A 16,633-nucleotide genomic window follows, 5' to 3' on the forward strand; every position below is an offset into this window, starting at 1 on the left:
CCATGGCCAACGTGGAAATCTACACCTCGCCCTTCTGCGGCTATTGCCACGCCGCCAAGCGGCTGCTGAAGCAGAAGGGCGTGAGCTTCACCGAAATCGACGTGCTGGAACACCCCGACCGCAAGGCCGAGATGGTGAACCGCGCCAAGGGCGGCCGTACCGTGCCGCAGATCTTCATCGACGGGAAGCACATCGGCGGTTCGGACGATCTGCATGCGCTGGACCGGCGGGGCGGGCTTGACCCGCTGCTGGCAGGCTGATGCGCGCCGGTCTCTGTCAGCTGAGCGTCGGCGACCTGCCGGCCGAGAATGTAGCCCTGGTGCGCGACGCCGTGCGCAGGGCGGTGGCGGGTGGCGCGGGCTTCGTGCTGACGCCGGAATGCACCAATTGCATCTCGGCCGACCGCAAGCACCATCAGAACGTCTTGACGGTCGAGGGCGAGGACCCGGTCCTCGCCATGCTGCGGGACGAGGCGGCGCGGGCCGGGATCTGGCTGCTGGCGGGCTCGTTGATCCTGAAGACCGCCGATCCGGAGGATACGCGCTTTGCCAACCGCTCGATCCTGATCGGGCCGGATGGGGCGATCACGGCGCGTTACGACAAGATCCACCTCTTCGACGTGCAGGTGACGGAGACCGAGACCTACCGCGAATCGGCCGGGATCCGTCCGGGCGACCGCGCGGTGCTGGCGCAGACGCCGTTCGCCGCGCTGGGCATGACGATCTGTTACGACGTGCGCTTCCCCCATCTCTATCGCGCGCTGGCGCAGGCTGGGGCGCAGGTGCTGACCGTTCCCGCCGCCTTCAGCCCCGTCACCGGCGCCGCGCATTGGGAGACGCTGCTGCGTGCCCGCGCCATCGAGACGGGTTGCTACGTACTGGCCCCGGCTCAGACCGGCCAGCATCCCCAGACCACCGGCCGCAAACGCGCCACCCATGGCCACGCGCTCGCCATCGCCCCCTGGGGCGAGATCCTGGCCGATGCGGGCACCGAGCCGGGGCTGATCTTCGCCGACCTCGACCTCGGCGCCGTGGAGCATGCCCGCGCCCGGGTGCCGTCCCTCGACCACGACCGCCCCTTCGCGCCGCCGGAGCGTCTGACGTGAAGAACCTCGACGACCTCGCCATCCCGCTCTTTGCCGAGCTGTTCATGGCCGATCAGCTGGCCCGCGCCCGGCTGACCAAGGTGCTGCCGCGCGGGATGGAGCTGTCGCATTTCAGCGTGCTGAACCTGCTGGCCCGGCGGCAGGAGGAGCGCACCCCCGCCCAACTGGCCAAGGCGTTCCACGTGACCCGGGGCGCCATGACCAACACGCTGGGCAAGCTGGAGGTCGCGGGCCATATCCACATCCGCCCCGACTGGGACGATGCGCGGCGCAAGTTCGTCTCGATCTCGCCCGCCGGGCGGCAGGCCCGCGACGCGGCGCTGCATGCCATCGCCCCGGTGATCGGCGCGTTGGCCACCAAAATCGGCACCGACAAGGTGCGCGCCGTCTTGCCGGTGCTGCGCGAGCTAAGGTCCGAGCTGGAGAACGAGGATTAGGCAGCCTGGCGCAGGCTGGCCAGTTTCAGCCCAAAGCCGATGAAGACCACGCCGGTGACCGCTTTCAGCCAGCGCTGGAACCGCGCGCCCTGCGTCGCGGCGCTGAGGCGGGCCAGCAGCAGGACCACGGCGGAAAACCAGATCACGTTGATCATCGAATGGATGAACACGAGTTCAAAGGCGGTGGCGACCGGATGCGCCCCGACCGGGATGAATTGCGGGAAGACCGCCAGATAGAACATCGAGACCTTGGGATTGAGCCCGTTGGTCAGCAGCCCCTCCAGATAGGCCCGCCTGAGCGTCCGCGCGCGCCGGGCGGGGGCGACCTCGGCCAGGGGTGCCGCGCCGCGCCAGGCGGCGATCAGGGATTTCACGCCGATCCACAGCAGATAGGCGGCGCCCGCCAGCTTCACCAGCGTGAAGGCCGTCGCCGATTGCATCAACAGGATGGAGATGCCGAGGATCGACAGCGTGCCGTGGATGTAGAAGGCGGTGAAGAACCCGGCGATCGCGGCAAAGCCCGCTGCGCGGCCCGAGGTGGGGACCAGCCGGGCGATCAGCGCGCCATTGGGGCCGGGCGAGGTGACGAGGAGCGTGGTCGCGACCACGAAGGCAAGCAGCTGGGCCGAGGACATGGGACACCGGGGCAAGGGGATGGGCTGTGACGCTAGCGCCTCGCCCCCGGCGCCGGCAAGGGGCCACCCGTTGCAATCGCCGCGCCGATCCCCCATCTTGGCCCTGCGTCCCCGGCTGACCGGCGGGTGCGGCTCATGGAGAGTGGATGTCAGAGCTTGTGTGACTAGGTCCCCGTCGCCGGGGACCGCGTGATCCGGAACCAGCCGGGCGGCGTGATGCTGCCGGGTGATCTGACACGTCTGTCATACGAGACATCCATGAATATTTCCCGACCCGAACAACGGACGTTGCACGTCCTGGCCCTGGGGGGCCGAATCCAGCACGAGCGCGGCGAGGGCCGCAAGATCGTCGACACCACCTGCTATACCCGCGAGGGGATGGTGCTGGCCGATTGCGACCTGCGCGTGTTTCAGAAGCTGAAGCGCAAGAAGCTGATCGAATCACGGGGCGGCGACGCGTACCGCATCTCGCATCGCGGGCGGCTGAGCGTCCGCGCGCAGCTCGACAATCAGGGGGGCTGAGAGGACCTTTCAAGCCAGGGGCGGACCGCAGCACGCAGTGTCGCGCCGCTCCGCCCCTGACCGCGGACGTTGCGTTTGTTGAATTGGCGGCTTTTCCGCCCTATATTGAGCGTAGCCATAAAGAGCATTTCGAGTCGGCTTCGCCTATCGATTGGCCCGCTCGCTTTGGATGGTGGACTGGATAGGCAGTCCATTCGCAGGACACTACGGGTGGTCTCTGACCCCAAGAGCTAAAGAGACGCTGCTACTGCGAGCTACCAGAACGCACGGTCCCCACCCGGGTGCCGTGCGTTTTTGTTCCTGCGAACGCGGTCACAATGGACCAGATATGGCCGTCCCGGCGGTCGCGGGACTCTAGGATGGCCGTTCCCGAACGGCTTCGAACGACTGCGAGTCGGGTGTTTCTGGTGCCTGGTCCCTCAAAGAAGACAGGCGTTCCGGCGCAGACAATCAGCGCGACGAACTTCGCCACATCCTCGAACTGGTTCCATCCCCGCGCGGCTATTTCCCTCTGATGCTCGTGCCAAATATGGCGGGCGCCCCAACCGCGGTTGGGGCCGAAATGTTCGCCCAGCAACAGCAGGATCGGCCCAGAAGGCAAACGAAAAGCGCCACTACGCATGTCATCCAGTAGGCCGAAATGGTCAGCGCCTGATGGATGCTGCAGCTGATGGCTACGCGACATGGATACCCGCACGAAAAACGCCCGGGCTGGTGAAAGCCCGGGCGTTCGATCTTGGGTGACAGGCGGTACGAAAACAACCGCCGAAGTAATCAGGCCAGCGTGCGTTCCACGGTCTGACGCTCGAAGATCTCGATGACGTCGTTGTCGCGGATATCGTCGTAGTTCTCGAAGGCCATGCCGCATTCCTGGCCCGAGATGACTTCCTTCACCTCGTCCTTGAAGCGCTTCAGCGTCTTCAGCGTGCCCTCGTGGATCACCACGTTGTCGCGCAGCAGGCGGACGCCGGCCGAACGACGGGCCACGCCTTCGGTGACCAGGCACCCGGCAACCTTGCCGACGCCCGAGACCTTGAAGACCTGCATGATCTTCGCATAGCCGATGAAGTTCTCGCGAACCTCGTCCTTCAGCAGGCCCGAGGCCGCCGCCTTGATGTCGTCGATCAGGTCGTAGATGATCGAGTAATAGCGGATCTCGACGCCCTTCTGGGACGCGGAGCTGCGCGCGGTGGCATTGGCACGGACGTTGAAGCCGATGATCGGCGCGCCCGAGGCTTCCGCCAGGCCGACATCCGAATCGGTGATCGCGCCGACGCCGTAATGCAGAACCCGCACCCGGACCTCGTCGTTGCCGACCTTCTCCAGCGCCTGGACGATGGCCTCGGCAGAACCCTGCACGTCAGCTTTCACCAGCACCGGCAGCTCGGCCACGTCCTGGTCCGCCTTGGCCTTGGCCATCAGCTGTTCCAGCGTGGTCGCGGCACCGGCGGCAGCGCGTTTGTCCTTGGCGGCATGGGCACGGTAATCCGCGATCTCGCGCGCCTGGGCTTCGGTTTCCACAACGTTCAGCACGTCACCGGCTTCCGGCGTGCCGTTCAGGCCCAGAACCTCGACCGGGACCGAGGGACCGGCTTCGTCGACCCGCTCGCCCTGATCGTTGATCAGCGCGCGGACCTTGCCGTATTGCTCGCCCACGACGAAGATGTCGCCCTTGCGCAGCGTGCCGTGCTGAACCAGCACGGTCGCCACCGGACCACGGCCCACGTCGAGCTTGGCCTCGATGACCGCGCCTTGCGCCGAGCGCTTGGGGTTGGCCTTGAGTTCCAGGATCTCGGCCTGCAGCGCGATGGCTTCGAGCAGGCTGTCCAGCCCCTTGCCGGTCAGCGCCGAAACCTCGACGTCCTGGACGTCGCCGCCCATTTCCTCGACCACGACCTCATGCTGCAGCAGCTGCGTGCGGACGCGGTTGGCGTCGGCCGAGGGCTTGTCGCATTTGTTGATCGCCACGATCATCGGCACACCGGCCGCTTTCGCGTGGTTGATGGCCTCGATCGTCTGCGGCATGACCGAATCGTCGGCCGCCACCACCAGAACCACGATATCCGTGACCTGCGCGCCGCGGGCCCGCATCGAGGTGAAGGCCGCGTGGCCGGGCGTGTCGAGGAACGACAGCACCGCACCCGATTCGGTCGTCACCTGATAGGCGCCGATGTGCTGGGTGATGCCGCCGGCTTCGCCCGCGACGACGTTCGCCTTGCGGATCGCGTCCAGAAGCGAGGTCTTGCCGTGGTCGACGTGGCCCATGATGGTGATGATCGGCGGACGCGAGACGAGATCCTCGTCCTTGTCCTGCACGGTGTCGATCACCTGCTCCACGTCCGCGTCCGAGACGCGAATCGCCTTGTGGCCGAATTCCTCGATCACCAGCTCGGCGGTATCGGCATCAATCGCCTGATTCATGGCGACCATCATGCCCATCTTCATCAGGGCCTTGACCACGTCGGCGGCGCGTTCCGCCATCCGGTTGGCCAGTTCCTGCACGACGATGGTTTCCGGCAGACGCACTTCGCGCGACTGCTTCTCGGCCTTGTGGCCCATGCCCAGCGCCTTGGCGCGGGCCTTTTCCTGCTTGCGCTTCATGGCGGCAAGCGAGCGCTGGCGCCCGCCCTCGCCACCGTCCAGCGCGGCGGTCAGCGTCAGCTTGCCCGCGCGGCGGCCGGCGTCGTCGCCCTTCTTGCCACGCGAATCGCGGTCCTCGCGCTCGCGCTCGGACTTGCGGGGGGCACCGGCGGGGCCACCGGCCGGACGCGGCGGGGTGCTGCGTTCGGCGGCGGGGGCATTGGCCGGGCTCGGCGCCGAGGGGGCGCGGTCGGCGCCACGGGCCGGGCGCTCGGCCTTCTCGGCCTCGGCGGCAGCGGCCTTCTCAGCCACGGCGGCAGCGGCTTCGGCGACCTTGCGGGCCTCTTCCTCTTCCTTGGCCTTGCGGGCTTCCTCGCGTTCACGCTCTTCGCGCTCGCGGGCCTCGATCTCGGCGCGGCGGCGCTCGCGGTCTTCCTCGCGCTGGCGCTCTTCCTCGGCGCGCTGGATGGCCTCGTCGGCCTCCCGCGCCTTGGCGGCGCGGACAGCGGCCAGACGGCGCTCCATCTCGGCGTCGGAAATGCCTGCGGGGCGGCGCGAGCCCAGAGTGCCCGCCGCCGGTTTGTTCGCCGATCCGTCCGACGCACCACCCGCGGCGCCGGGCTTGGGCACCACAACGCGCTTGCGTTTGGTTTCCACCACAACCGCCTTGGTCCGCCCGTGGCTGAAGCTCTGCTTCACTTGCCCGGGGGTCGAGCCGCTGCGCAGCCCAAGGGGTTTCTTGCCGTCAGTATCGCTCATGCGTCTCGTCAATCCTCTCGGGTGGCGCCACAATGGCCACCGTCCTGCCCGCGCAAACGCGCGAGTTTCGCCGCTTCCTCTACTACACGTGCAGACAGACCGCCAGCGGCAAGCGCGGCATGTATCACATGTTCCCGGCCGAAAGCCAAACCGATTTCCCCAGCCAGCAGACAGCCGATAAAACCGTCCTCGCCCGGCGGGGCCTTCAGCTTCGTCTTGCCCCGTTCAGAGCCGTCGGTGGCCTGGATCAGCACCACCGCCTCCTCTGATCGAAGCCAGTCCTTCACCTTCTCGTAGCCCGCCACCGCCTGACCCGCCTTGCGGGCCAGCGCCAGCAGACCGATCACGCGCCGCGTCTGCAGGTCGTGGACCATCGCGTCCAGATCCGCAGGCACCGTGACCGGCTCCCGAGCCGCGCGGGCGAAGAGCTTCTTCTTCGCCGCCTGCGCGATCAGCGCCCGATCGGCCGAGACATAGATCCCGCGACCGGGCAGCTTGCCCTCGATATCCGGCACCAGCGCGGCACCCGGCCCCACCACGAAGCGGATCAGCCCACCCTTGGGCTGAACCTCGCCTGAGACGATGCAGCGCCGTTCCGGCCCGTCCTGGTCCTTGACGCGCCCGCCCCTGGTCATGGGTCGGACTCCTTACGCGTCGTCTTCGTCGTCGGCGGGCTCTTCCTCTTCCTCGGCCTCCAGCTCGGCGGGATCGACCCAGCCCAGCAGGATGCGCGCGGTCATGATCATCGTCTGCGCCTCTTCGAGGCTCATCTCGAAGGGCTCGAGGATGCCGTCGTCCTTGACACGCTGACCGTTGACCGACGTCCAGCCACCGGCCAGTTCCCAGTCCGCACAGGTGGCGAAATCTTCCAGCGTCTTGATGCCGTCTTTCGCCAGTGCCTCGATCATCTGGGGCGTCAGACCCTCAAAGTCAATGAGGCTGTCCTCGACGCCCAGCGCGCGGGCGTTGTCCAGCGCCGCCTGATTGGCCGCCTCGATCCGGTCGCGGGCCCGGGCTTGCAGCTCGGTCGCGGTGCCTTCGTCGAAGCCGTCGATCGACAGAAGCTCGTCGATTTCGACGTAAGCGACTTCTTCCAGATTGGTGAAGCCTTCGGCGACCAGCAGCTGCGCCATCATCTCGTCGATGTCGAGCGCTTCCATGAACAGGTTGGTCCGCTCGGCGAATTCCGCCTGACGACGGGCCGATTCGTCCGATTCCGTCATGATGTCGATGTCGAGGCCGGTCAGCTGGCTGGCCAGACGCACGTTCTGACCGCGGCGGCCGATGGCGAGCGAGAGCTGCTCGTCCGGCACCACGACCTCGATGCGGGCCGCGTCCTCGTCGATCACCACTTTCGACACTTCGGCCGGTTGCAGCGCGTTGACGAGGAAGGTTGCCTGATCCTCGTTCCACGGAATGATGTCGATCTTCTCGCCCTGAAGCTCGTTCACCACGGCCTGCACGCGCGAGCCGCGCATACCGACACAGGCGCCGACCGGGTCGATCGAGTTGTCATAGCTGATCACCGCGATCTTCGCGCGCGAACCCGGGTCGCGGGCCACGGCCTTGATCTCGATGATGCCGTCGTAGATCTCCGGCACTTCCATCTTGAAGAGCGCAGCCATGAAATCGGGCGCGGTGCGCGACAGGAAGACCTGCGGGCCCCGGGCCTCACGGCGCACATCCTTGATGAAGCAGCGGATGCGGTCGTTCGGGCGATAGCTTTCGCGGCCGATCTTCTCGTTGCGGCGCAGGATGCCTTCGCCCCGGCCGATATCGACGATGATGTTGCCGTATTCCTCGCGCTTGACCTGACCGTTGATGATCGTGCCGACGCGGTCCTTGAACTCGTCGTACTGGCGATCCCGCTCGGCTTCGCGCACCTTCTGCAGGATGACCTGCTTGGCGGATTGCGCGGCGATGCGGCCCAGTTCGACCGGCGGCACATCATCCTTCAGCTCGTCGCCGATCTGCGGGTCGGCCATGAATTGCTTGGCCTGCGCCACGGTCATCTGCGCGTGGTGGTTCTCGAATTCCTCGTCGGCCACCACGGTGCGGATCCGGGTGAACTGGGCGCGGCCGGTCTTGCGGTCGATGTGGACGCGGATGTCCATATCGGCGCCATAGCGCGACTTCGCGGCCCGGGCGAGGCTGTCTTCCATCGCCTGAACGACCAGCTCGGGGTCGATCAGTTTCTCACGCGCGACGGCTTCGGCCGTCTGCAAGAGCTCAAGCTGGTTGGCGCTGGTGATGGCCATTCGTCACTCCTCCTCGGAAGCGGGTTCGGATTCGATGGAATCGAAGTCGGATTCGTTGATGGCGCCGGCGTCCTTGCGGGCGCGCAGCGTCTGGGCGATCAACTCGTCGGTGAGCACCAGCTTGGCGTCCGAGAGCCACTCGAAGCGCAGGCCGATGATCAGCGGCTCGCCCTTTTCCTCGATCTCGACCAGAACTTCGCCCTCTTCGGTCCCTTGCAGGATACCCTTGAAGCGGCGGCGGCCGTCGATCAGTTCGCTGGTCTCGAGGCGTGCCTCATGCCCCGACCAGGTGTCGAAATCCTTCAGCCGGGTCAGCGGCCGGTCGATCCCGGGGCTGGAGACTTCCAGCACATAGGCGTCTTCCAGCGGATCCTCGACGTCCAGAACGGCGCCGACCAGCGTGGTGATCTCGCCCAGCTCGTCGATCTCGATCCCGCCCTCGGGCCGGTCGGCCATGATCTGCAGCGTGCGGGTCTTGCCCGACATCAGGCGGATGCGCACCAGTTCGAAACCGGCGGCCTCGACGGCGGGCTTGACGATCTCGGCCAGGCGCCGGTCGATGGCGGTACGGGCCACCAGATCTTCGGGCTGGCCGGGGGTCGGATCGGAGTGCAGGTCTTGGTCGGTCATGCGCGACCTCCAGAAATGAAAAAACGGGCCGAAGCGGCCCGCGACACTTTTCGGTGGGCTACAGGTTTGGACCCTGTAGCGCCGCTGTTGAGGGCGATATACGCCCAAGTGCCGCTCGTTTCAAGCGCAATGTCGTGAGGCGGGATTCCGTTTGACATATTCCGTCTGTAGGGTGCCGCCATGCCGTTGACCCGCCGCCTTTTCCTCGCCCTCGCTGCCGCCAGCGCGCTGCCCCTGGGCCGCCCTGCCGGTGCCATCGCCGCCCGTGCCGATTCGCTCTTTCGCTGGGAGGGGGGCGGGCCGTTCTTCGGCGGCTTCTCGGGCATCCATCTCAGCGACGACCGCAGCCGGGCGCTGGTGGTCAGCGACCGCGGATTCCTGGTCCGCGTCCGGCTGATCCGCGATGCGGCGGGGCGGTTGCAGGAGGTCGAGAAGATCGACCATTTCACCCTGCGCGACCCCGAGGGCAACGAGATGCCCGTCCATCGCGCCGATGCCGAGGGCCTCGATGTCGGCCCCGACGGCACGCTCTATGTCTCGTTCGAGGGACCCCAGCCCCGCGTCTACGCCTATCCCGAGATCGGCGGACCGGCGGTCGCCCTGCCGGTGGCGCCCGACTGGCGGCGCCTGCCGGTGAACAGCAGCCTCGAATCGCTGGCGCTGGATGGCGCGGGTGTCGTGCATGTCCTGCCTGAGGGGCAACTGGATGGTGGCCATCCGCTCTATCGGCTGCGCGACGGCTGGGAGGTCGCGGGCATGGTCCCCTCGCGCGGCGGGTTCCGGCCTGTCGGCATGGATTTCGGGCCGGACGGCAACCTCTATCTGCTGGAACGCAAGTTCCGCCTCGCCTTCTTCGCCACCCGCATCAGCCGCCTGCGCCCCGGCGCCTGGGACCAGCCCGAGACGCTGGTCGAGACCTCGCTGGGGCAACTCGACAATCACGAGGGGATCTCGGTCACCCGCGACGCGGCGGGGCAGCTCTGGGCCACGACGATCTCGGACGACAACCAGATCCGCCTGCAAAACACCGAAATCGCCGAGTTCCGGCTGCCCGAGGCCTGATCAGGCCCGCAGCAGCCCGACGTTGCGCAGGCTGTCCATCACGCCGACCAGCTCGGCGGTGATGCCGGGTTCGGACAGCGCGTGACCGGCCATCGGCACCATCCGCAACGTGCTGCCGGTCCAGGCGCGGTGCAGCGTCCAGGCCATGACCGGCGGGCAGATCATGTCCAGTTGCCCCTGCACGATGGTGCCCCGCACGCCCGCCATCTTCCACAGGTCCTCCAGCAGCTGGCCGTCCCGGTCGAAGAAGCAATCGTTCGAGAAATAGTGATTCTCCAGCCGGGCGAAGGCGCGGGCGTAATCGACCGGAGTGTCGTGGAAGACCCGGGTCTCGACCGTGGCCAGCGCGTTCTCCCAATCGGACCAGAGCCGGGCAAAGCGCGATTCCTGCGCGAAGACCCCGGAAAACAGCCGCCGCCGGTAGGCGCCGATCAGGTCGCCGCGCTCCTCGGGCGGGATCGCCTCGGCGAAGCGGGCCCAGAGTTCGGGATAGAACCGCCCGGCGCCGCCGCCGTAGAACCAGTCGAGTTCCGCCTTCGTGCCCAGGAACACGCCCCGCAGCACCAGCCAGGCGGCATGCGCCGGATGGGCCTGGGCATAGGCCAGCGCCAGCGTCGCGCCCCAGCTGCCGCCGAAGACGATCCAGCGGCCAATGCCCAGCGTCTGGCGGATCGCCTCGATATCGCGGATCAGGTGCTGGGTGGTGTTGGCCTCGACACTGGCATGAGGGCGCGAACGGCCGCAGCCCCGCTGGTCGAACAGCACGATCCGGTAATGCGCCGGATCGAAGAAGCGCCGCATCATCGGGCTGGAGCCGCCGCCCGGGCCGCCATGCAGCACCACGACCGGCACGCCCGCCGGATTGCCGCATTCCTCGACATAAAGGCTGTGCCCGTCGCCCACGTCGAGCATCCGCCGCTCGTAGGGTTCGATCGGGGGATAGAGGAAGGCGGCTGCGCTCTTTTGCTCGTGGGACTTGTCCATCATCCGGTCTATATACCGCCCAATCGCCGCATTCCACGGGATGCGGGCGGAAAAGGCAAGCCGGAGCGCAGGATGAGCACCAGTATCGACCCCGCCGAAGTCGCCAAATTCGAGGCCATGGCCGCGGATTGGTGGGATCCGCATGGCAAGTTCAAGCCCTTGCACATGCTGAACCCCTGCCGTCTGGACTATATCACCAGCCAGATCGCCGCCGAATTCGACCGGGATCTGACCGGGCCGAAACCTTTCGAGGGGCTCAGGCTGCTGGATATCGGCTGCGGCGGCGGGTTGCTGTCGGAACCCATGGCCCGGCTGGGGGCGACGGTGATCGGCGCCGATGCGGCGCCCCGCAACATCCCGGTGGCGCAGATCCATGCCCAGCAATCGGGGCTGGAAATCGACTATCGCCATACCACGGCCGAGGATCTGGCGGCGGCGGGCGAACGCTTCGACGTGGTGCTGAACATGGAGGTGATCGAGCATGTCGCCGATCCCCAGGCCTTCCTGATCGCCTGCCATGACCTGCTGAAACCCGGCGGGCTGATGATCTGCTCGACCCTGAACCGCAACCCCAAGAGCTATGCCATGGCCATCGTCGGCGCCGAGGTGGTGATGCGCTGGCTGCCGAAGGGGACGCATGACTGGGCGAAATTCATCACGCCCGACGAGCTTTACGCGCTGATCCGGGGGGCGGCGCTGGATCCGGTCGACCGCAAGGGGATGGTGTTCAACCCGATCCTCTGGCGCTGGTCGCTGTCGGACCGGGACCTGTCGGTGAATTACGTGACCGCCTCGGTGCGGCGCGGGTGAGGGGTTTCGCCCTCGTTCCCCGCTGACGCGGGCGCCTCGGGCGACGGAAGCGGAGGGCGCTGCCCCCCGGACCCCCCGCCCAAGGGGGTTTTCCACCCCCTTGGGGAACCCCCGAGGATATTTCCGGAACAAAGATGGTTCAGGCGCCGAGGATCAGGGCGGCGGCCTTTTCGGCGATCATCAGCGTGGGCGAATTGGTGTTGCCCGAGGTGATATTCGGCATGATCGAGGCGTCGGCGACCCGCAGGCCCTGGACTCCGTTGACCTTCAGGTCCGATGCGACCACGGCGCGGGGGTCGGTGCCCATGCGGCAGGTGCCGACCGGGTGGAAGATCGTGGTGCCGATCTCGCCTGCGGCGCGGATCAGCTCGGCCTCGGTCTGCGCCTGGGGGCCCGGCTTGAACTCCTCGGGCCGGTATCTGGCCAGCGCGGGGGCGGCCATGATCCTTCGGGTCAGGCGGATGGCGTTGGCGGCGGTAAGGCGGTCGGTCTCGGCGCTGAGGTAATTGGGCTGGATCACCGGCGGGGTCAGCGGGTCGGGGCTGGCGAGGCGGATATGGCCGCGGCTGTCGGGGCGCAGCTGGCAGACCGAGGCGGTGATCGCCGGGAAGGGATGCGGTTTCTGACCGAAAGCCTCGAGGCTCAGGGGCTGGACGTGGTATTCCAGATCTGCGCGGTCCACCGAGGCGCTGGAACGGGCGAAGGCGCCCAGCTGCGAGGGGGCCATGGACATCGGGCCGCGGCGCCTCAGGGCGTAATCGGCGCCGATCAGGGCCCGGCCGAACAACGAATTCGCCATCGTGTTCAGGGATTTGCCGCCGGTGATCTTGTAGGCGAGGCGCAGTTGCAGATGGTCCTGCAGATTCTCGCCCGTGTCGCAATCGTGGAGCGGCGCAATGCCCAGCTCGCGCAGCCGCTGGGCGGGGCCGATCCCCGCCAGTTGCAGTAATTGCGTCGAACCCACTGAGCCCGCGCAGAGGATCACCTCGGCCCGGGCTCTTGCCTCGGCCGGGTGGCCGTCGCGCAGATAGCGCACGCCGGTGCAGCGGGTGCCGTCGAACACGAGGCCGGTGGCCTGCGCCTGGGTGTGGATCGCCAGATTGCCGGTCCTGCGGGCCGGGCGCAGGAAGGCCTTGGCGGCGTTCCAGCGCCAGCCCGCGCGCTGGTTCACCTTGAAATAGGCCACGCCCTCGTTGTCGCCGGTGTTGAAATCGGGGATGGCGGGGATGCCCACCTCCTGCGCGGCCTTCGCCCAATCGTCCAGCACCTGCCAGCGCAGGCGCTGGTTCTCGACCCGCCACTCGCCGCCGGTGCCGTGCAGATCGCCGGGATCGCCCGCCGCGTAATCCTCATGCGCCTTGAACAGCGGCAGCACATCGTCCCAGCCCCAGCCGGTATTCCCCATCTGCCGCCACTGGTCGTAATCCGCCGCCTGGCCGCGCAGATAGAGCATGCCGTTGATCGAGGAACAGCCGCCCAGCATCTTGCCCCGGGGATAGAGCAGCGCGCGCCCGTTGAGCCCCGGTTCGGGCGCGGTCCTCAGGCGCCAGTCGGCGCGGGGATTGTCGATGCAATAGAGATAGCCGACCGGAACATGCACCCAGATGTAATTGTCCGAGCCCCCGGCCTCGAGCAGCAGGACCTTGTGCTTGCGGCTCAGGCGGTTGGCCAGCAGCGAGCCTGCGCTGCCCGCGCCGACGATGACGTAATCCCAGACATCCATGGCGGCCTCCCTGTCCGGGGCCACGATAGGCCCCGGCCGATTCGCGGGCAAGCGGCGCGGTGCCGATCTAGCGGCGGGGATTGTTGCCGATACTAGGGGTAGATATTGCCGAATCGCCGGGATTTTGCTAAGAATAACGTATGCTTATAACGCTTTGTTAAGACGGCCGGAAAGGCCGCGTTGACCTGGACAGAGGCAAGAATGAAACAACTCCTGACAGCTTCCGTGCTGGCGCTGGCGACCATGGTCCCGGTGGCGGCGCTCGCCGGCCCGATCGAGGCCGCCTGCAACAGCTCGGACCGGCCCGGCGCCTCGCGCCAGCTCTGCCGCTGCATCGACGCGGCGGCGGACCATACGCTGACCCGCTCGGAACAGCGCCGCGCCGCGCGCTTCTTCACCAATCCCGACGAGGCGCAATCGGTCCGCATGTCGCCGACGCGCGCCGACAACGAATTCTGGGCGCGCTATCGCAACTTCGGCTCGCTGGCCGAACAGATGTGCGCGACCGGCTGACCTAGCCGCGCTGCGCGGCGATCCGGGCGCGCCACAGGGTGAAGAGCCCGGCGCAGACCACGATCGCCGCGCCCACCGCCACATTGGGGCGCAGGGTCTCACCGAAGATGGTGATGCCGATGACGCTGGCGAAGACCAGCTGCAGATAGGCGAAGGGCTGGATCGCATTCGCCTCGGCCACCTCATAGGCCTTGATCAGCAGGAAATGGCTGGAGGCCGAGGTGATGCACAAGAGCCCCATCCAGCCCCAGTCGCCCGCACTCATCGGCTCCCAGAACCAGACACCGACCGCGGTGGTGACCACGGCGCCGGTGACGCCGGTCCAGAAGAAGCTGACGGCGGCGGAATCGTAGCGCGCCACGTAGCGGGTGAGCAGGCCGTACAGCGCGAACATGAAGGCGGCGAGGACCGACATCAGCGCCTCGGGCCGGAAGACGCCGAAGCCGGGTTCCAGGATCACCAGCACGCCGACAAAGCCGATGCCGATGGCGACCCAGCGCCGCCAGCCGACCTTTTCGCCCAGCACCGGGCCGGAAAGCGCGGCGATCAGCAGCGGATAGGTGGCGAAGACCGCATGCGCCTCGACCAGACCCAGCAGGACGAAGCTCATGATGGCGACGAAGATCTCCAGCGACAGCAGGGCGCCGCGGAAGATCTGCATCTTGGTCGTGCCCGAGCGGGCGGCATTCTTCAGCCCCCCGGCCATGCGGCTGGCCAGCACGATGACGAAACTGGCGAAGAACCAGTAGCGGATCATCACCACCATGAAGACGTTGTATTCCCCGGCCAGATGGCGCGAGATTCCGTCCTGCATGGCGAAGACGAAGGTCACGGCGATCATCAGCCAGACGCCGAGGGTGGTGTTCTGACGGGCGCTCATGCGGGTTTCCTGCCGTGGGTCATGTGTTTCTTGCGGCCAAAGCCGGGCTGGCGGGTAACGGTGAAACCGGCGGCTTCCAGCGCCCGGCGGACATGGCCCGCGGCGGTATAGGTGGCGCAGGTCCCGAGGGGGGCGGTATGGCGCCCGACCTCGGCCAGCAGGTCATCGTTCCAGAGTTCGGGATTCCGCGCCGGGGCGAAACCGTCCAGGAACCAGGCATCGGCGGCGCCTTGCCAGACGGGCAGCGTCTGGCGCGCATCGCCAATGATGACCTGCGCCGCGATCCCGCCCAGCGAGAGGCGCCGCACCGGCCCCTCGGCCGCGCCCCATTGCGCCACCAGCGTCCCGGTCTGCGGCAGGGCGAAGGGTTTCAGCGCGCGCTCCATATCGGCGGCGGCCATCGGGAAAGCCTCGAACGAGGTGAAGTGCAGAATGCCGGGGCCGTCCCAGATCTGCGCCAGCGCCAGCAGGTTCAGTCCGGTGCCGAAACCCAGTTCGGCCACCTGAAACCCGTCCCGCAGCCGCGCGGGCAGATCGTTGCCCGCCAGGAACACATGGCGCGTTTCCTCCAGCCCTCCGGTGAAGTAGGGATCGTCAAACGCCGTTGCGACCGGCGTGTCGCTCTCGGTCCAGGTGAGGTCGGGCTGGTTCATTCGCGTGTGAAGGGCTGCGTCAGGCCCTGCATGACGCGCGGGCAGGGGAAAGGCAATGGCACAATTCACCGTCATGGGGGCGGGGATCTTCGGCCTCAGCGCCGCATGGTCGCTGGCCCGGCGCGGCGCCCGCGTGCGGGTGATCGAGGCTGCGCGCATCGGTGCCGGATCCTCGGGCGGGATCGTCGGCGCGCTGGCCCCGCATGTGCCCGAAAACTGGAACACCAAGAAGGCGTTTCAGCTCGACAGCCTGTTGATGGCCGGGGATTTCTGGGCCGAGGTGGCGCGGATCAGCGGGCGCGATCCCGGGTATGCCCGGCTGGGCCGGGTGCAGCCCTTGGCCGATGAGGCCGCCGTGACCCGGGCGCGCGAGCGGGGCGAGAACGCGCGCGACCTCTGGCAGGGGCGGGCCGAGTGGCGCGTCGTGCCGGCGGATCAGGTGCCGGGGATGCGGCTGTCCAGTCCGACCGGGTTGGTGGTCCACGACACGCTGACCGCCCGGATGCGGCCCCGCGGCGCGGCCGAAGCGCTGGTCGCGGCGCTGGCGACGAAGGGCGTGACGGTGGAGATCGGCGGCGAGCCCTCGGGGATCGTGCTCTGGGCGACGGGGGTGCAGGGGCTCCGCGATCTGGGGATCGGGGCGGGGGTGAAGGGGCAGGCAGCCCTGTTCCGTGCCGATTTCCGCGACGCGCCCCAGCTTTTCGCCGAGGCGCTGCATGTCGTTCCGCATGCAGACGGGACCGTAGCCGTGGGATCGACCAGCGAGCGCGACTACGGCAGCCCCGACAGCACCGACGACCAGCTTGAAGCCCTGATCGACAAGGTGCGGACGCTCTGCCCGGATCTGGCCGGGGCCGCGGTGATCGAGCGCTGGGCGGGTGTCCGCCCCCGCGCCCCGTCCCGCGCGCCGATGCTGGGGGCCTGGCCCGAGAGGCCCGGGCATTTCGTGCTGAACGGCGGCTTCAAGATCGGCTTCGGCATGGCGCCGAAACTGGCGGAACTGGCGGCCGATCTGCTGCTCGAAGGCCGCGACGCGGTGCCCGAGGGCTTCCGGGTCAGCGACAATCTCGGCCGCCGCTAGG

At 67.6% G+C, this 16,633-nt stretch carries 17 protein-coding genes; 8 read left to right on the forward strand and 9 right to left on the reverse strand.

Annotated features, from left to right (window positions below):
- Positions 1 to 2 precede the first annotated feature (2 nt).
- From grxC to VDQ18_RS06815, 3 genes are read left to right on the forward strand one after another with little or no spacing between them, the layout of a single operon-like run.
- The gene (grxC, locus tag VDQ18_RS06805; RefSeq protein WP_107751549.1) at positions 3 to 260 is read left to right on the forward strand and encodes a glutaredoxin 3; all 258 of its coding nucleotides are present in this window, start codon (positions 3 to 5) and stop codon (positions 258 to 260) included.
- A complete protein-coding gene (locus VDQ18_RS06810; RefSeq protein ID WP_323020228.1) occupies positions 260 to 1,105 on the forward strand; it encodes a carbon-nitrogen hydrolase family protein in 846 nt (281 codons plus the stop codon). The genes grxC and VDQ18_RS06810 overlap by 1 nt, the downstream gene beginning before the upstream one ends.
- Positions 1,106 to 1,149: 44 nt before the next feature.
- Complete coding sequence (locus VDQ18_RS06815; protein ID WP_323020258.1) at positions 1,150 to 1,542, forward strand: MarR family winged helix-turn-helix transcriptional regulator; 393 nt, start codon at positions 1,150 to 1,152, stop codon at positions 1,540 to 1,542.
- Here the strand turns inward: VDQ18_RS06815 and VDQ18_RS06820 are convergent.
- A complete protein-coding gene (locus VDQ18_RS06820; protein ID WP_323020229.1) occupies positions 1,539 to 2,177 on the reverse strand; it encodes a LysE family translocator in 639 nt (212 codons plus the stop codon). The genes VDQ18_RS06815 and VDQ18_RS06820 overlap by 4 nt on opposite strands.
- Before the next feature lie 258 nt (positions 2,178 to 2,435).
- Here VDQ18_RS06820 and VDQ18_RS06825 point away from each other — a divergent pair, with 258 nt between their 5' ends.
- Positions 2,436 to 2,699: a YjhX family toxin gene (locus VDQ18_RS06825; RefSeq protein WP_323020230.1), complete on the forward strand. Its 264-nt coding sequence runs from the start codon at positions 2,436 to 2,438 to the stop codon at positions 2,697 to 2,699.
- A 774-nt stretch (positions 2,700 to 3,473) separates the two neighbouring features.
- On the opposite strand, the gene infB is transcribed toward VDQ18_RS06825, so the two are convergent.
- Genes infB through rimP form a run of 4 tightly spaced genes read right to left on the reverse strand, consistent with a single transcriptional unit; the run spans position 3,474 to position 8,926 of the window.
- Positions 3,474 to 6,038 carry a translation initiation factor IF-2 gene (gene infB, locus VDQ18_RS06830; protein WP_323020231.1) on the reverse strand — a complete coding sequence of 855 codons (2,565 nt, stop codon included), beginning with the start codon at positions 6,036 to 6,038 and terminating at the stop codon, positions 3,474 to 3,476.
- A gap of 8 nt (positions 6,039 to 6,046) precedes the next feature.
- Positions 6,047 to 6,673 carry an RNA-binding protein gene (locus VDQ18_RS06835; RefSeq protein ID WP_323020232.1) on the reverse strand — a complete coding sequence of 209 codons (627 nt, stop codon included), beginning with the start codon at positions 6,671 to 6,673 and terminating at the stop codon, positions 6,047 to 6,049.
- 12 nt (positions 6,674 to 6,685) lie between these two features.
- Positions 6,686 to 8,296 (reverse strand): transcription termination factor NusA, encoded by a 1,611-nt coding sequence (gene nusA, locus VDQ18_RS06840; RefSeq protein ID WP_323020233.1) that lies wholly within the window; start codon positions 8,294 to 8,296, stop codon positions 6,686 to 6,688.
- A gap of 3 nt (positions 8,297 to 8,299) precedes the next feature.
- The gene (rimP, locus tag VDQ18_RS06845; RefSeq protein WP_323020234.1) at positions 8,300 to 8,926 is read right to left on the reverse strand and encodes a ribosome maturation factor RimP; all 627 of its coding nucleotides are present in this window, start codon (positions 8,924 to 8,926) and stop codon (positions 8,300 to 8,302) included.
- A gap of 180 nt (positions 8,927 to 9,106) precedes the next feature.
- On the opposite strand from rimP, the gene VDQ18_RS06850 reads away from it, so the two are divergent.
- Complete coding sequence (locus VDQ18_RS06850) at positions 9,107 to 9,988, forward strand: esterase-like activity of phytase family protein (RefSeq protein WP_323020235.1); 882 nt, start codon at positions 9,107 to 9,109, stop codon at positions 9,986 to 9,988.
- On the opposite strand, the gene pip is transcribed toward VDQ18_RS06850, so the two are convergent.
- Complete coding sequence (gene pip / locus VDQ18_RS06855; protein ID WP_323020236.1) at positions 9,989 to 10,972, reverse strand: prolyl aminopeptidase; 984 nt, start codon at positions 10,970 to 10,972, stop codon at positions 9,989 to 9,991.
- 72 nt (positions 10,973 to 11,044) lie between these two features.
- On the opposite strand from pip, the gene ubiG reads away from it, so the two are divergent.
- Entirely contained in the window at positions 11,045 to 11,782 is a 738-nt protein-coding gene (ubiG, locus tag VDQ18_RS06860; protein WP_323020237.1) for a bifunctional 2-polyprenyl-6-hydroxyphenol methylase/3-demethylubiquinol 3-O-methyltransferase UbiG, read from the forward strand.
- Between the two features lie 139 nt (positions 11,783 to 11,921).
- Here ubiG and VDQ18_RS06865 read toward each other — a convergent pair whose 3' ends face one another.
- Positions 11,922 to 13,505 (reverse strand): GMC family oxidoreductase, encoded by a 1,584-nt coding sequence (locus tag VDQ18_RS06865; RefSeq protein WP_323020238.1) that lies wholly within the window; start codon positions 13,503 to 13,505, stop codon positions 11,922 to 11,924.
- Positions 13,506 to 13,706: 201 nt separating this feature from the next.
- Between VDQ18_RS06865 and VDQ18_RS06870 the strand changes: the two genes are divergently transcribed.
- Positions 13,707 to 14,018, forward strand: coding sequence for a hypothetical protein (locus tag VDQ18_RS06870; protein ID WP_107751538.1), 312 nt, complete (start codon positions 13,707 to 13,709; stop codon positions 14,016 to 14,018).
- Between the two features lies 1 nt (position 14,019).
- Here the strand turns inward: VDQ18_RS06870 and VDQ18_RS06875 are convergent, their stop codons facing one another.
- On the reverse strand, positions 14,020 to 14,898 hold the full coding sequence (locus VDQ18_RS06875) for a DMT family transporter (RefSeq protein WP_323020239.1): 879 nt from the start codon (positions 14,896 to 14,898) through the stop codon (positions 14,020 to 14,022).
- The gene (gene mnmD, locus VDQ18_RS06880; RefSeq protein WP_323020240.1) at positions 14,895 to 15,551 is read right to left on the reverse strand and encodes a tRNA (5-methylaminomethyl-2-thiouridine)(34)-methyltransferase MnmD; all 657 of its coding nucleotides are present in this window, start codon (positions 15,549 to 15,551) and stop codon (positions 14,895 to 14,897) included. Before mnmD ends, VDQ18_RS06875 begins: the two co-directional genes overlap by 4 nt.
- Positions 15,552 to 15,606: 55 nt before the next feature.
- On the opposite strand from mnmD, the gene VDQ18_RS06885 reads away from it, so the two are divergent.
- Complete coding sequence (locus VDQ18_RS06885; RefSeq protein WP_323020241.1) at positions 15,607 to 16,632, forward strand: FAD-dependent oxidoreductase; 1,026 nt, start codon at positions 15,607 to 15,609, stop codon at positions 16,630 to 16,632.
- Position 16,633 lies beyond the last annotated feature (1 nt).

The organism is Pararhodobacter sp., from assembly GCF_034676075.1.
Lineage (GTDB): Bacteria > Pseudomonadota > Alphaproteobacteria > Rhodobacterales > Rhodobacteraceae > Pararhodobacter.